Source organism: Providencia sp. PROV236 (assembly GCF_033676985.1).
Classification (GTDB): Bacteria; Pseudomonadota; Gammaproteobacteria; order Enterobacterales; family Enterobacteriaceae; genus Providencia; species Providencia manganoxydans.
In genome coordinates this window covers 3,074,812-3,090,550 of sequence record NZ_CP096297.1, presented here as the reverse complement: position 1 = coordinate 3,090,550, position 15,739 = coordinate 3,074,812, and the positions used below count along the sequence as shown (strand labels likewise).

Sequence of the window (15,739 nt, the reverse complement as noted above, 5' to 3'; positions counted from 1 at the left end):
CCCATTCACACATTAAATGACTAATGATCATATTTTTTGATGTATCTAAATTGATTGTTAGTTGTTTATTCTAAATTAATTGCAAATATCTTATATATTTCTTGTTCTGAGAATGAAGTTAGCTAAGTGTTGTGTGGTGATTTTAATTTAGATTATATTGACTCATCAAATCAGTTATTCTATTAATTAAATATTCTTTTTTTATGCCAGAAGAAAACGATTTTAGCATTGTAATTCTATTTATAAATATAATTTTTTGATCGAATATTATAAAATAACGTTGATTTTAAAGGAGTAAAATAAGTTGTAAGAATATGATGTATTTAAAAATATTTTGAAATAAATCCATCTTGTATGATGCCAGCCTAAATTAGTAATAATCATACTTATAGTGGAATATAAAAATGAATAAGGTTACTTTAGTTGTTACTGCTGTTTCTGTAGCATTGTTAAGTCATTCTGCAATTGCAGATGTTAGCTGGACTGGTTGGAATAATAATATTTATTCTGAAAATTCTCATGCTGATGCGACAAAAACATCAAATAATTTAAATGTACTAGCCAAAAATGTAGACTCAGTGAATGCAGACCTACAAAATAGTAAAGCTGCACAAAATAGTATTAATCAAAACCAATCATTAGTTAATCAAACTCAATCTAATATCAACCAGAGCCAAGCAGCTACAAATCAGAACCAAGCGATGCTTAATCATAAGCAGGATGTGATTAATAATGACCAAGCAGTGATTAATACTAAGCAAGATGTCATTAATAAAGATCAAGCAGTGATTAACACTAAGCAAGATGGCATTAATAAAGACCAAGCAGTGATTAATACTAAGCAAGATGGCATTAATAAAGATCAAACGGTTTTTAATAATAACCAGATTGCAGTGAATAATCAGCAAAAAGTGATTAATAAACAAGTTGATAGCAGACTTAACCAGTTAGATGGACGAGTTAACTCTTTAGATCGTCGTGTTGATTCATTAAATAATGAATTGAAAAGAGGTTTAGCATCACAATCTGCATTATCTGGTTTATTCCAACCTTATAATGTTGGTAAATTTAACGTATCGATGGCTCTTGGTGGGTATAAATCAAATACGGCTTTAGCACTAGGTTCTGGCTACCGTGTGAATGAGAATATCGCATTCAAAACAGGCGTAGCACTGAGAGATCCCCTCATAATTTCCCCAAAGCGTAACCATGTTTGAATAGATTTTGAGTAAGCAGGGTTGCAGCCACGAGTAAGTCTTCCCTTGTTATTGTGTAGCCAGAATGCCGCAAAACTTCCATGCCTAAGCGAACTGTTGAGAGTACGTTTCGATTTCTGACTGTGTTAGCCTGGAAGTGCTTGTCCCAACCTTGTTTCTGAGCATGAACGCCCGCAAGCCAACATGTTAGTTGAAGCATCAGGGCGATTAGCAGCATGATATCAAAACGCTCTGAGCTGCTCGTTCGGCTATGGCGTAGGCCTAGTCCGTAGGCAGGACTTTTCAAGTCTCGGAAGGTTTCTTCAATCTGCATTCGCTTCGAATAGATATTAACAAGTTGTTTGGGTGTTCGAATTTCAACAGGTAAGTTAGTTGCTAGAATCCATGGCTCCTTTGCCGACGCTGAGTAGATTTTAGGTGACGGGTGGTGACAATGAGTCCGTGTCGAGCGCTGATTTTTTCGGCCTTTAGAGCGAGATTTATACAATAGAATTTGGCATGAGATTGGATTGCTTTTAGTCAGCCTCTTATAGCCTAAAGTCTTTGAGTGACTAGATGACATATCATGTAAGCTGCTGATAGGTTTCCAGTTTTCCGCTCCTAGGTCTGCATATTGTACTTTTCCTCTTACTCGACTTAACCAGTACCAACCCAGCTTCTCAACGGATTTATACCATGGCACTTTAAAGCCAGCATCACTGACAATGAGCGGTGTGGTGTTACTCGGTAGAATGCTCGCAAGGTCGGCTAGAAATTGGTCATGAGCTTTCTTTGAACATTGCTCTGAAAGCGGGAACGCTTTCTCATAAAGAGTAACAGAACGACCGTGTAGTGCGACTGAAGCTCGCAATACCATAAGTCGTTTTTGCTCACGAATATCAGACCAGTCAACAAGTACAATGGGCATCGTATTGCCCGAACAGATAAAGCTAGCATGCCAACGGTATACAGCGAGTCGCTCTTTGTGGAGGTGACGATTACCTAACAATCGGTCGATTCGTTTGATGTTATGTTTTGTTCTCGCTTTGGTTGGCAGGTTACGGCCAAGTTCGGTAAGAGTGAGAGTTTTACAGTCAAGTAATGCGTGGCAAGCCAACGTTAAGCTGTTGAGTCGTTTTAAGTGTAATTCGGGGCAGAATTGGTAAAGAGAGTCGTGTAAAATATCGAGTTCGCACATCTTGTTGTCTGATTATTGATTTTTCGCGAAACCATTTGATCATATGACAAGATGTGTATCCACCTTAACTTAATGATTTTTACCAAAATCATTAGGGGATTCATCAGGGCGTAGCATCGAATACTGAAGATTTTAAAGGTGTCAGCTATAATGCCGCTGTAAATTTTGAATGGTAATGAGTTTTTAAGTAATAATTAGAGCGTGTTTATCTTTGTAGTGCATATTTCAATCGACCCACATTGGGAGCCACATGATTGAAAATGCTAAAGCAACAACACTTTCATAATTTCGGGCTAATTTGTCATACCGAGTCGCCACCGCTCGATATTTCTTTATTTTTAGGAAGGCATTTTCAACTAAATGACGATATCGATATAAGCACCAATCAATATCTTTATTCCCTTGTTTACTATTCCCTTTTCTTGGGATGACATGCTGACCCCGACGGCTTTTTATCAACTGTCGTAAGGCTTCACAGTCATAGCCTTTATCTGCAATAACAACTTCGGCTTCCGGTGAAGAGGTAACCAATGTTTCTGCATAACTCACATCATGGGCTTGCCCACCTGACAACTCAAAATGAACCGGAAGACCACTGCTATCTACCGCTAAATGTATTTTAGTTGAGTTGCCGCCTCGACTTTTGCCTATAGCCTGCTTTGAAGCATCTTTAACGTTGGCTCCATCTTGATGCGTTTTCACGATACTGGCATCAATAAATAGCCACTGAGGATCATTGAAGCGAGATAGAAATTGGAAAATTTCCATCATCACGCCTTTCTTTGACCAAAGGTTAAAACGTCTAAATACCGTATTCCATTCACCAAATTGACGAGGTAAATCGCGCCATGGAATGCCTGTTCTTATTCGGAATAAAATACCTTCAAGGGTCATTCTATGTTCTGGTTTGTTATAAATACGTCCGGTTAGGTGCATGATTTTTGATAGTAACTTCCAGCTATCATCTGTTAACATAAGTCTCGGCATTTGGGGGGTGTTTTTTTGATTTTTGGCGAAACCATTATAACAGCCCCATTTGCTGTCTGCTTTTTATACCGAAAAGATCAACACGCTCTAGTTATTATACTTAAGCTATATTTTTATGGGAGCAGGCTCAAGGCCTGCTTTTTTATGTGCAAATTAATGCCTATCCATATATAGATTGCAAATCCATTAAAAGTGTAAATGGTTCTTTTTTTCAATAATCAGAGCATTTTTTCTTTTATATATCCATTAAGCTGATTTTATGATATTTAAGTATAAAATTAGTCTATTCCTATAAAATATTTTTTAGAATTTAATACAATGTACTTTAAATAGCTTGATGTTGGATTTTCTGCAACAGGAAACAATACCTGATAAACATGAAAAGACAATGATTCGAGCGAGTAATGTCGTTGTTGTATTTCAGTGTAAAATAGCGTGACTTGAAATATGACAAAGATATGTCATCAATATAATAAAAAGAAAATTATCCATATTGTGGTCACTTAAGGTGGATTTATGGCAAATAAAAGGGCGAAAGCTCTGCGAATTTCAGTAATCTGTGGATTGTTGTCAATGCAATTTCCTGTTCTTTCTGCACAAGAGGTTGGTATTGGTCACGTGCAAACAGAGGAAGTAGTACAGCAAAATGTTATTGCAACACCTGAAATGACAATCAGTCCTAGTGAAAGCTTAGCTCAAATTACAGCAGCACTGCCCGTAGGAGTTAAACCTGTCTTTTCGTCACAGTTATCCAAAATTTATGCTGATCAACAAATGAAATTATTATGGCAAGATGAAACGGCCATTGAACAATTTCAGCAGCAGTTAGCAGAGTTAGCACTTTCTGGAGTTCAGCCTCAATTTAGTGAATGGTTATTGAGCCTTGAAAATGCTCAACTGAGTGAACTAGGACGAGATGTTATTCTTTCGGATGCCATGTTAGGGTATTTACAATACCTTTCAGGTGTTTCAGCCAATGGGCAATTTTGGCTATATCGCAAACAACCTTATAAATTAGTCGCGCCAACGGCAACACAAATAAAACCATGGCTAGACGCTGTTTCTGAACACCGCCTGAGTGAATGGATTAAAGCTCAAGCTCCACAAAATGAGCTGTATCAGCCGATGCGTAAGGAGATGTTGAAGCAGCTTAATATGAATGATGATGGTTTAGAGCTAGTCGATACTAAGACGCTAAAACCTGGCCAGTCCAGTGACGATGTGATTACGTTGCGTGAAATTTTGTATCGACAAGGTTTACTCGATGAAGCTGCGGTTGGTGAGGCATTAGATGCTTCAGCAACGGAAGCTGAAATAGCGGCAGCAACAGCAAAAGCCCGTTTATACAGTGATGAGCTGGTTGAAGCTGTTAAGAAATTCCAACTGCAATATGGCTTAGAAGCGGATGGAATGGTGGGTAAAGGGACAAAAGTTTGGCTAAATATGAAGCCTCAGCAAAAAGCTGGGTTAATGGCGCTAAATATTCAACGCTTACGTATTATTCCTGACAGTAATGGAACTGGGATTTTAGTGAATATTCCCGGTTTTTCATTAAATTTTTATCTCAACGATGAGATCATTTTAGATTCAAAAGTGATTGTTGGGCGCCCTGATCGCAAAACGCCTATTATGAGCAGTGCATTAAATAATGTTGTGATTAACCCGCCATGGAGCGTACCAACTAGCATGGCTCGTAAGGATATTGCGCCGAAAGGTAAGCAAGACCCGAGTTACTTTAGTCGCAAAGGATATACGGTTTATTCGGGTTGGGGTCAGGACTCTTTTGAAATTGATCCATATTCGATTGATTGGGAACAAATTTCTCCTGCCAACTTCCCTTATCGTATTCGCCAAGCTCCAGGTCCCACAAACTCTTTAGGCCGCTATAAGTTTAATATGCCGAGTTCTGATGCGATTTATTTACATGATACGCCGAACCACAGTTTGTTTAACCGCAGTGCAAGGGCAATTAGCTCCGGCTGTGTGCGGGTGAATAAAGCAAATGAACTTGCGTCGATTTTATTAGGGGATGCGGGGTGGGAGCAAAAGCGTATTGATGGCGCAATTAAAGAGGGCTCAACAAAGTATGTCAATATACCGGATAGGATCCCTGTTTATCTGTATTATCAAACCGCATGGGTCGATAAAGATCAACAGCCACAGTACCGAGCAGATATTTATCAATATGACAACAGCATTAATAATGCAGAGGAATATTTACCAGCGATAAAAAATATTCTGCATTAGTACATTAATTGATTTCAGGGAGACTTCTCCCTGAAATCATTCTTAAATAGTGATCAAGATGTAAACTCTAATTCATTTGAAGTATAACTAAGCGACCTGTGAACGAGTTTTTAGGCGTACACAAAATGCGGTAATTGGCGCGAGTGAATGATGTCGCTTATATCTTGATGAAAAACGAGATAACTTGAAGTTTGATATGTATATACTCAAATCTTACGTTATTTGGTTGTTATTCCCTTTCTTAAACTAAAAAAATTATTTTTCACTATCAATTAGTGATGTACTTCTCTTTTTTGATGATAATAAGTTTAATTTGCGTTTATTTACTCACTTATTTACATTTTTATACATTCAAATTAAATATCATTTGTTAGACTGGTAAATAGCGCGGGTTTTGCCCTATTTAAATAACGTATACTCTAAATAATTCGAGCTACTGTTAGGCGTCAAACGAACGAGTCGCTAGGAGCATAGAAAACTGTGTGACTGGTGCCAGTGAACGTAGTCAGTCAATAGTTCAGTAACTTGAAATATGAAGAGCATAATTAAAATCTGAGTTATTCACTATGGATATAATTGACCAAAATCGCCGCAAGTGGTTGGGTGTTGGCGCAGCAACCCTTGGGCTGAGTTTATTACCAAGTCATGTATTTGCTGCTATGACTACCCCAAGACCTAGAGTTTTGCGTTTTCAAAATATCAATACAGGTGAATTTTTGAAAACAGAATTTTTTGATGGACGTCATTATAATAAATCAGAGCTTGCTCGGCTAAATCATCTATTCCGTGATCACCGTAGTGATAAAGTAAAAACGATTGATCCTAAATTATTCGATCAAATTTATCTTTTACAGATGATGATGGGGTCAAATAAACCTATTCAACTCATTTCTGGTTACCGTTCTTTAGAAACCAATAATGCATTGCGTCGCACCAGTAGTGGCGTGGCTAAAAAAAGCTACCACACTCGCGGGCAAGCGATGGATTTCCATATTGAAGGTTTGCAGTTGAGTAATATTCGTAAAGCCGCGCTGAAAATGAAAGCGGGTGGTGTAGGGTATTATCCAAGAAGTAATTTTGTGCATATTGATACTGGCCCTGCCCGCACTTGGTAATTATTCTAATTATTCGTCATACTTCACGCCGCAGCGTTGTTGACTACGCTCGGCTACCCGAGTCACATACTTATGTATGCTCCCCGGGATATCCTCACTTGTCGCCTAGCTGCAACGCGAATTATTTAGAATAATTGTTAGCAAATTTATTTTTAGAATGATTAATTGATTTGTTTTTGTTTTACTGGTTATGTTTAAATTATTTTGAATGGCTGGTTGTGGCTGTTCCTCTTCATTTACACTCTTCTCTGACTTCGGTATGCTCCCAATAATTATTTTTATTCTTTTAGCTGTTACGCAGATGGCTTAGTGCGTATGCAGCATAAATACGGAGCAAATGTTCAATGAAATATATGATTATCCCAGTAACGCCATTTATGCAAAATTGTCACATTATTTGGGATGAAAATACGTTGGAAGCCGTGATTGTTGACCCAGGCGGTGAAGCAGAGAAACTGATCGCGGCGATTGAAAGTCGTGACCTAAAACTGACTAAAATATTACTGACTCATGGGCATTCTGATCATATTGGTGCGTCTGCAACGATTTCAAAGCATTTTTCTGTGCCAATTTATGGCCCGCAAAAAGAAGATGCATTTTGGATTGAAAATTTAGCCCAACAAAATGCGATGTTTAATATCGGCGATTGTCCTGATTTTACACCTGATTATTGGTTAGAAGAAGGGCAAACAGTAACCTGTGGTGGACTAAGTTTTGATGTATTGCATTGTCCGGGACATACGCCAGGTCATATTATATTTGTTAATCATGCAGACAAACTTATTTCAATGGGCGATGTATTATTTAAAGGTGGTGTGGGGCGTAGCGATTTTCCACGTGGAGACCATCAAGCATTGATTTCTTCAATTAAAAATAAAGTCTTACCATTGGGCGATGAATACCAATTTATATCAGGGCATGGGCCAATGTCTGATCTAGGGTATGAACGTAAAACCAATCCGTTCTTACAAGATGAGCAACCTGTTTGGTAGTAGACTAATAAAAAATGCCCCTCTGTTTGCACAAGAGGGGCATTCCTGTCATCGTAAATCTTAATCGTTATATAATACTCGTCATACTTCAAGTTGTAGCGTTACTACTGCACGATATTGACAGAGTCACTATGTATATCTATGCTCTCCGTCCATCTTTAATGGTGCTCTAACTACAACTCGAATTATTTGGAGTATAGAATTAGATTACTTTAACGATAGCGTCACACAGTGGAACCATGTTCTCAAGTGTTAGGCCTGCGACGTTAATACGTCCAGAGCTCACTGCATAGATACCAAATTCACTACGTAAACGTTCTACCTGCTCTTTTGTTAGCCCACTGAAGGAGAACATACCATTTTGGTTTATAATGAAGCTGAAGTCCTGCTTAGCGCCTTTTTCTTCAAGGGTATTGACTAGCAGTTGGCGCATACGTTTAATACGCTCACGCATCGAGGTCAATTCTTGGATCCACTCAGCTTTTAGTGCTTCATCAGACAAAATAGTCGTAACAACTGCTGCACCATGTGCTGGTGGGTTTGAGTAGTTAGCACGAATAACGGCTTTTGCTTGGCTAAATGCACGTTCTGCGTTGTCACTGTCTTTAGCGATAATCGTACAGGCACCAACACGCTCATTGTATAAGCCAAAGTTTTTCGAGTAAGAACTCGCGACGATCATTTCAGGGTTTTCTTTGGTAAAGATACGCAGACCTTCCGCATCTTCCTCTAAGCCTTTTGCAAAACCTTGATAGGCAAAATCAAATACAGGGAGTAGACCTTTTTCTGCACACAGGGTGGATAATTTAGCCCATTGCTCAGAAGTTGGATCAATACCGGTTGGGTTATGGCAGCAACCGTGCAGCACAATGACATCCCCTGCAACCGCAGAAGCAAGGCTATTAAGCATACCAGCAAAATCCATTCCATGGCTTGCTGCATCATAATAGTTATACGTGAGGACTTCTAACCCAGCGGCTTCAAAAATGTTTTTATGGTTTGGCCAAGTTGGATTACTGATCCAAACACGTTTTGCATTGGTTTGGTTAGCGATAAAATCTGCTGCGATACGCAGTGCGCCTGTACCACCCGGAGCTTGTGCAGTACGAGCACGTTTAGAGGTGACAATTTCATGATCTTTGCCAAATAGCAGCTCTTGGGTCACACGACCGAATTCTGGCATACCACTGATGGCAAGATAGTTTTTGGTGTTTTCGTTTTCTAGCAGAAATTTCTCTGCTTTTTTAACTGTGTCTAATACAGGGGTTTTACCTGATTCGTCTTTGTAGACGCCGATACCGAGGTTAATTTTATTATCACGAGGATCAGCACGGAAACTATCAGCAAGGCCTAAAATAGGGTCAGCAGGAGCAGCAGTAATTTTTTCAAACATGTTGTCGATTCCAAAGCTCAGTTGTTAAGCCGAAAATGTTGAATGCTCAGGTTAACGCGCAGAAAACAATTTGCCAACCGTTTTGCCAAAAATTGGCAAGATCTTGTGATATAGATATAAATTGTATGCAATATGACCATAAATAGCACAAAAGGCAGTGTTATTAGAAGAGCGGTTACATTTATCTAAAAATCTTATCTTGAACCCTAAAAAATGTTTATTACGAGATGCTTCTATCCATCAACATTGCTTCTTTTTATTACCAGCGATTTGTTGTGAATAGTGACTTAATCTTTGAACAACCCGTTGATTTTTTTTTAAATATCCCTTCCATTTTTCATGGTTTCTTTTCTTGCGTAGCTGGTAATACTGCTAGTGGTAGTCGCTCGGAAAATACTGAACAAGATGTTTTAGAAGATATTTTTACCAAATGTACAGGTGTTCGAATTATTCAAAGAATAATAATTCGTATAGAAGATTTCTTACTAATAAACCAGTGGGTATATTTATGAAAAATAATATCAACAATGAGTTAGATCATCGTGTTAGGGAGGTGCTAGAGCAATCAGAGGTTGTAACAGATCCAATGCACCAATTGGGTGATGAGGTTAATCCTAAATCACTATTGGTAAAAGCGTATGGTTTGGCTAATGAACAATTTGCTAGAATTGTAGGGTCACATGATGTCTCTACGAACGCTGTAATGGGTGATTGCCGAGGCTTAGTAGGGCTTCTATCTAAATTAGCAGTTCCATTTTCTGACATCAAATGCAACGACTCATTTCCTTATGGTTTTGGTGATCCTATTTCTACCAGTATTTATTACCCATCAGATATTTCAAACCTTGAAAAACTCCCCGTAATCAACTTTGTGGGAGGAATTTTATCGAATCAGGGGCATTATACCGAGATGATAACGCATTGGGCTAGCTATGGATTTATTGTGGTGATCAGCTCAAATTTTATTAATTCAACTATTGCGATGCATCTGCTTGGTTTCCTTTCTTTGAGTCAAATGAATCGAGATCCTGATTCCCCTGTCTATGGGAAGGTCGATCTGGCAAATAGTATCGTTGCAGGGCACTCCGCTGGAGGGCATGCGACATTGCGAACGGCAAGTCTATCGGACGAAGCACTGGCTATGGTTGACTCTGATATCGGTATTTCAGGGGCTCTATCTATTGAGCCTGGCCCTTTAGCTATGGGAGGAACGGTGAAGAAGCCAACACTATTATTGACAGGTTTGGCAGATGTCGTTGTTCCACCTTTTACATGGCCTAGTTTATGGTTATTGCCTTTAATAAAGAAAGTTCCTGCATGGGGAGCTACAGCGCTGACAGCAACACACTTTAGCCCGTTAAGGCCTTTGGTGGACAATGAGTTTGCTGGGATAACGACTGCATGGCTCCTTTATAGGGCTAAAGGGGATACAAGTGCCAAAGAATATTTTGTTGGTAAGAACTATAAATTAGCAAAAGATACACAATTTATTCAAAATGCGCTAAATCCATTGCGGGTTAGTCGTAATGCGTTGGCAGAAAATTTAAGCTAATCACGAAAAACAGGAGGTATGGGGATAGTTGGTTCTGAGGATGGAGCCTTATATTTAATAAACGATTGTTTACTGAAGTGCATTTAGTGAACAATAAAAAAGCAACGCCGAAGCGTTGCTTTTCAAAAACAGATTTCACTGCTATCTAAATTATTGTTTAAACAATAATTAGAATTGGTAGACTAGGCCCAGACCAACGACGTTGTCAGTATTGATGCCGTATTCTTTAGTGAAGTCATTGTCTTTCAGCAGGTTAATTTTGTAATCAACAACTGCAGACATATTTTTGTTGAAGTAGTAGTAAGAACCAACAGAAATATATTTAACTAGGTCTTGGTTGTTGTAACCGTTACCTAAGTTTTTACCTTTAGATTGGTTATAACCGATAGATGGTTTCAGACCGAAGTCGAACAGGTACTGAGCCACCAATTCAACGTTTTCAGTTTTGTTAGCGATCAGATCTAGGTCACCGTAGCGAGATGTATTCTGAGTTTGGCCATACATAGCTGCTAAGTAAACGTTGTTAGCGTCGAATTTACCACCAACGTTCCATGCTTGAGCACGATCACCCGTTGCACTGTAGTAAGTTTTTGCGCTAGTACCAGTACCGGTAGTTACTGAACCTGCTTGTTGGCTTGGAGTACGAGAAGAACTTGAGTAACCACCACCCAGTGTTACACCCCAACCTAAGTCATAAGCGGTAGACAAACCGAAACCGTCGCCGTTGTCTTTAGCCATACCAGCGCCAGACTTGTTGTTGTCGCCGTTTTTACCTTGATATTGCAGAGCAAAGCTCAGGCCATCAACATAACCGAAAGCATTGTTGTTACGGTAAGTTAACAGGTTACGGTTACGGCTAGTCATGAAGTTGTCAGTCTGAGCCATAGTGTCCGCGCCCCACAGTGGGAATACGTCGGTCCATGCGTTGGTGTCATAGACAACACCGTAGTTACGGCCGTAGTCGATTGAACCGAAGTCAGCAAATTTCAAACCAGCATATGCTAGACGGTTTTTGTTTTCGTTGTTGCTTTCAGACTTGTTAGTCTTAGTTTCCCACTCGAAACGACCGAAACCAGTCAGTTGGTCAGTGATTTGAGTGTCACCTTTAACACCTAAACGAACACGTGAATCGTCGCCATCTTCGCTTTTCTTGCCTTTGTCAGCAGAAGCAAAATAGTGACGAACGTCAACTTTACCGTAAACGTCTAATTTGTTGCCATCTTTGTTGTATACTTCAGCTGCGTTTGCTGCGCCGGCAGCCAACAGAGCTGGGATAACCATTGCAAGAATATTGCGTTTCATCATTATTATTACCCTCATTGGTGTTATTCGGACACCTGCCACTGCCAAAAATAATTCGCAAAAATAATTGGAACTATTTATGAGAGATTAGTGTCGTCTATGTCGGCGTCCAGTGTTCCATTGCTAAATAAATTTATCTACCCTCAAAGTGCTACAAAAATAAAGATTCTGAAACAAATGGTAACAAGGTGTTTCTAAATGTAAAAAATAGAATAAAAAATAACCACAGGTTTGACCAGTTTAAAAATAATTACAAAATTTAGGGAACTTTTTCAAAGGTCAAATTGAGCTTTTTTTGAACAAGTTGGAGAGGGATAAGTAATAGATTTATCCAAAGAAAACCGAAAAAATGATGAGAAAAGCAGATTTTTCTTAGCTAAGGTAAATGGCACTCACGAATAGGTGATTTATTGAACTATATAAGCAATAGTGTGATGCAGATAACAAATATAATAAAGGGAAGTCATTAATGAACTAAAATAATATCGGGCTATTAAGCATAAAACAGCCCGATATTAAATAGATGTTAAGAATTAGAATGCAGCATTTCTTGGGGTACGTGGGAATGGGATCACTTCACGAACGTTACCTACACCAGTGACATAAGCCACTAAGCGTTCAAAACCAAGACCGAAACCTGAATGAGGCACGGTGCCGTAACGGCGCAGATCACGGTACCACCAGTAATCTTCTTTATTCATACCCATCTCAGCAAGGCGTGCATCTAACATATCAAGGCGCTCCTCACGTTGTGAGCCACCGATGATTTCACCAATACCCGGTGCCAGAACGTCCATTGCTGCCACGGTTTTGCCATCTTCGTTAAGACGCATATAGAAAGCTTTAATATCTTTCGGGTAGTTTTTAACGACAACAGGCGCTTTAAAGTGTTGCTCAGCTAAATAGCGCTCGTGTTCGGAAGACATATCGACGCCCCAGTAAACTGGGTTTTCAAATTTCTGGCCACAATTTTCTAAGATCTTGATGGCATCAGTGTAGTCTACTTGAGCAAAATCTGAGCTTACAAAGCTTTCTAAGCGATTGATAACTTCTTTATCAACACGTTGAGCAAAGAACTCTAGGTCATCACGACGTTCATCCAGCGCAGCTTTGAAGACAAACTTCAGCATTTGCTCAGCGAGACCCGCGACATCATCAAGGTTAGCAAATGCAACTTCAGGCTCAACCATCCAAAACTCAGCCAAGTGACGGCTAGTATTGGAGTTTTCCGCGCGGAAGGTAGGGCCGAAAGTATAAACTTTGCTCAGTGCAGTTGCATAAGCTTCACCGTTCAGCTGACCTGATACCGTTAAGAACGCTTCTTTGCCGAAAAAGTCCTCACTGAAATCAACTTCGCCTTTATCGTTACGTGGCAGGTTGTTATAGTCCAGCGTTGAAACGCGGAACATTTCACCTGCGCCTTCGGTATCTGATGCGGTAATTATTGGGGTTGAAACCCAAAAATAGCCTTGTTCATCAAAGAAACGATGCAATGCTTGTGCAAGGGTGTGACGAACACGAGCAACAGCGCCGATTAAGTTAGTACGTGGGCGTAAATGTGCTGTTTCACGAAGGTATTCAACGCTATGACGTTTTGCTGCCATTGGGTATGTGTCAGGATCTTCAACCCAACCCACTACCTTCACTGCGGTTGCATCCATTTCAAAAGATTGGCCTTGGCCTGGTGACTCTTTGACGATCCCCGTGACCTCAACAGAACAACCTGTCGTTAAATGCAGTACTTCGTCGTTATAATTGGATAAATTATTATTGATGACAGCCTGTAATGGATTGAAGCAGGAACCGTCATAAACGGCGAGGAAAGAAAAACCAGCATTTGAATCTCTCCTTGTACGTACCCAGCCTTGAACGGTGACTTCAGAGCCAACCGCCACACGGCCTTGCAGTACATCGACTACAGGCGCTACGATCATAAAAATTACTCTCTTTTATATAAACGAAATAAATAATGATATTTTCACGGCGCTTAATAGGCATTTAATGCTTATTTATAGCCCAGTGAACGTATTTGTGTTCCTGAAATGCGATATATCAGGTTCGACTTTCTATGTTACTTGCAGTGGGGCAGGAAACAAGTAAAAAATCGCGACTTTTGCACTATCTTTTGCACTATAAAGGAACAAACAGGTTTAGCTATAACCTAATTCATATCTGAATAGCAAGAAGAAGTCTATTTTTGTGTGATGCCTAGATGGTAGTAAGAGGCATCACACAAGGAAGAAAAAAAGAATTAACAGGCTTTTTCCATTTTTGGTAGGTCAAATGCTTTACGTAGCTGATTGACGAACTCATCATCTTCACAAATGGTTTTACCCGGGCTATCAGAAAGTTTAGCGACGGGTTTGCCATTACACTCAACCAATTTAATGACGATATTCAATGGAATAACGCCGGGTATATTGCAGGTTAATCGCGTACCAATACCAAACACCAGATTGATGCGTTTGTGGAAATAACGATAAAGCTCTAAGGATTTTTGCAGATCAAGGCTATCGGAAAATACCAAGGTTTTGCTCATTGGATCGATACCCAATTTTTCATAATGGGCAATCGCTTTTTCTCCCCATTCAATAGGATCACCTGAATCATGGCGTAATCCTTGGTAGCGCTTCGCAAAATCGGCATCAAAATCGCGCAAGAACGCATCCATGGTGATACAATCGGTTAAAGCAATACCAAGTTGATCTGGATATTCATCAAGCCAGCTTTGTAAAGCTGCTATTTGGCTATTGGCTAACTCAGGGCTAATTTGTTGGTGAGCTTGGAACCATTCATGTGCTTGTGTCCCGACAGGGGAAAGTCCAAGTTCATGAGCTAACTTATAGTTGCTTGTTCCAACAAGGTAAGGGAATTCCTTTTTGAGCACAGACACGATCGCGGATTGTACATCATATGAAAAACGACGACGGGTGCCAAAGTCCATTAATTTGAAACGGCTGAGGTCGATATGATCCTCTTCCGCTTGGCTATAAAACACTGTAAGTAATTTTTTTAGCTGTTTTACAGCATCATCCGCAGTAATTTGCGGATGTCTATCGCGTTGAACAATTTCACTGACGAGAGCTAGTAGGGGAACTTCCCACATAATCACTTCGACCCATGGTCCACTGATGCGAATAGCTAATTGCCCATCATCAGTGGTCGAGATATCGACTTGCTCTGGTTTGAAATGGAATTGTTTCAGCCATGTGAGGTAGTCCTCTTTAAAGAAAGGTAGGCTACTTAAGTAATGGAACTCTTCCTTGGTTAGGGAGAGGTCTGCCATTAATTGCACTTGTTGGCGGATTTCATTGGCATAGGTGCCTAAAATTTCACTACTACGGCAACGGAACTCGGCAACAACCGGAACTTGGCTGTAATGGTGAAACACGGCCTGCTGCATATGAAGCTTATAAGCATCAGTGTCGAGCAGTGATGTAATAATCGGGGTAGCGTCTAGATTCATGGCGCGCAGGCGTCCTCGCGGAGCTATCTACTTATTAGCTAAATCGTTAAAGTTGGAAAAGTATACCCATTTTGCTAGAAGATAGAAGTCAAATTGATCATTCATTGCTGGTATCGCATTTCCAATTTCTTACCCAAACGATAATATTATTTAATAAACGTTAATATATACATATTGGGCCATTAAAGTATGAAATGATACTAACACGTAATTTTCTATTTAACAGCGTTATAGCATCAACGAACAAACCAATTTTTAACAATTGTTGATACTAGAGTCTAGAAATGATGA

The 15,739-nt window shown here is 39.6% G+C and carries 11 protein-coding genes; 5 read left to right on the top strand and 6 right to left on the bottom strand.

Annotated elements, in window-relative coordinates; translation table 11 throughout:
- Positions 1–404 precede the first annotated feature (404 nt).
- Positions 405–1,217: a YadA C-terminal domain-containing protein gene (locus M1E96_RS14115; protein ID WP_369427139.1), complete on the top strand. Its 813-nt coding sequence runs from the start codon at positions 405–407 to the stop codon at positions 1,215–1,217.
- On the opposite strand, the gene M1E96_RS14110 is transcribed toward M1E96_RS14115, so the two are convergent.
- Positions 1,186–2,394 (bottom strand): IS4-like element ISVsa5 family transposase, encoded by a 1,209-nt coding sequence (locus M1E96_RS14110; RefSeq protein ID WP_369426974.1) that lies wholly within the window; start codon positions 2,392–2,394, stop codon positions 1,186–1,188. The genes M1E96_RS14115 and M1E96_RS14110 overlap by 32 nt on opposite strands.
- A gap of 225 nt (positions 2,395–2,619) precedes the next feature.
- A complete protein-coding gene (locus M1E96_RS14105) occupies positions 2,620–3,381 on the bottom strand; it encodes an IS5 family transposase (protein ID WP_113532875.1) in 762 nt (253 codons plus the stop codon).
- 516 nt (positions 3,382–3,897) lie between these two features.
- Between M1E96_RS14105 and ldtD the strand changes: the two genes are divergently transcribed.
- The 3 genes from ldtD to M1E96_RS14090 all read left to right on the top strand — a co-directional run bounded on the left by ldtD (position 3,898) and on the right by M1E96_RS14090 (position 7,735).
- The gene (gene ldtD / locus M1E96_RS14100; RefSeq protein WP_337979460.1) at positions 3,898–5,628 is read left to right on the top strand and encodes a L,D-transpeptidase; all 1,731 of its coding nucleotides are present in this window, start codon (positions 3,898–3,900) and stop codon (positions 5,626–5,628) included.
- A 566-nt stretch (positions 5,629–6,194) separates the two neighbouring features.
- Positions 6,195–6,743, top strand: a complete 549-nt coding sequence (locus M1E96_RS14095) for a YcbK family protein (protein WP_140180710.1) — start codon at positions 6,195–6,197, stop codon at positions 6,741–6,743.
- A gap of 344 nt (positions 6,744–7,087) precedes the next feature.
- Positions 7,088–7,735, top strand: coding sequence for an MBL fold metallo-hydrolase (locus M1E96_RS14090; protein ID WP_272580914.1), 648 nt, complete (start codon positions 7,088–7,090; stop codon positions 7,733–7,735).
- A gap of 202 nt (positions 7,736–7,937) precedes the next feature.
- Here the strand turns inward: M1E96_RS14090 and M1E96_RS14085 are convergent, their stop codons facing one another.
- A complete protein-coding gene (locus tag M1E96_RS14085) occupies positions 7,938–9,128 on the bottom strand; it encodes an amino acid aminotransferase (protein WP_070924879.1) in 1,191 nt (396 codons plus the stop codon).
- A gap of 508 nt (positions 9,129–9,636) precedes the next feature.
- Between M1E96_RS14085 and M1E96_RS14080 the strand changes: the two genes are divergently transcribed.
- Entirely contained in the window at positions 9,637–10,680 is a 1,044-nt protein-coding gene (locus M1E96_RS14080) for a hypothetical protein (protein ID WP_369427138.1), read from the top strand.
- A 168-nt stretch (positions 10,681–10,848) separates the two neighbouring features.
- Here M1E96_RS14080 and M1E96_RS14075 read toward each other — a convergent pair whose 3' ends face one another.
- The 3 genes from M1E96_RS14075 to pncB form a co-directional block, all read right to left on the bottom strand.
- Entirely contained in the window at positions 10,849–11,985 is a 1,137-nt protein-coding gene (locus M1E96_RS14075) for a porin (protein ID WP_315968970.1), read from the bottom strand.
- A gap of 530 nt (positions 11,986–12,515) precedes the next feature.
- The gene (gene asnS, locus M1E96_RS14070) at positions 12,516–13,916 is read right to left on the bottom strand and encodes an asparagine--tRNA ligase (RefSeq protein WP_272580912.1); all 1,401 of its coding nucleotides are present in this window, start codon (positions 13,914–13,916) and stop codon (positions 12,516–12,518) included.
- A 317-nt stretch (positions 13,917–14,233) separates the two neighbouring features.
- Positions 14,234–15,448, bottom strand: a complete 1,215-nt coding sequence (gene pncB, locus M1E96_RS14065) for a nicotinate phosphoribosyltransferase (protein WP_272580911.1) — start codon at positions 15,446–15,448, stop codon at positions 14,234–14,236.
- Between the last annotated feature and the right edge of the window lie 291 nt (positions 15,449–15,739).

Bases quoted from the DNA above. Each gene is read 5' to 3' on its own strand.
- pncB (WP_272580911.1), bottom strand. From the start codon at position 15,448: ATGAATCTAGACGCTACCCCGATTATTACATCACTGCTCGACACTGAT.
- asnS (WP_272580912.1), bottom strand. From the start codon at position 13,916: ATGATCGTAGCGCCTGTAGTCGATGTACTGCAAGGCCGTGTGGCGGTT.
- M1E96_RS14080 (WP_369427138.1), top strand. From the start codon at position 9,637: ATGAAAAATAATATCAACAATGAGTTAGATCATCGTGTTAGGGAGGTG.
- M1E96_RS14110 (WP_369426974.1), bottom strand. From the start codon at position 2,394: ATGTGCGAACTCGATATTTTACACGACTCTCTTTACCAATTCTGCCCC.
- ldtD (WP_337979460.1), top strand. From the start codon at position 3,898: ATGGCAAATAAAAGGGCGAAAGCTCTGCGAATTTCAGTAATCTGTGGA.
- M1E96_RS14075 (WP_315968970.1), bottom strand. From the start codon at position 11,985: ATGATGAAACGCAATATTCTTGCAATGGTTATCCCAGCTCTGTTGGCT.
- M1E96_RS14090 (WP_272580914.1), top strand. From the start codon at position 7,088: ATGAAATATATGATTATCCCAGTAACGCCATTTATGCAAAATTGTCAC.
- M1E96_RS14115 (WP_369427139.1), top strand. From the start codon at position 405: ATGAATAAGGTTACTTTAGTTGTTACTGCTGTTTCTGTAGCATTGTTA.
- M1E96_RS14105 (WP_113532875.1), bottom strand. From the start codon at position 3,381: ATGCCGAGACTTATGTTAACAGATGATAGCTGGAAGTTACTATCAAAA.
- M1E96_RS14095 (WP_140180710.1), top strand. From the start codon at position 6,195: ATGGATATAATTGACCAAAATCGCCGCAAGTGGTTGGGTGTTGGCGCA.
- M1E96_RS14085 (WP_070924879.1), bottom strand. From the start codon at position 9,128: ATGTTTGAAAAAATTACTGCTGCTCCTGCTGACCCTATTTTAGGCCTT.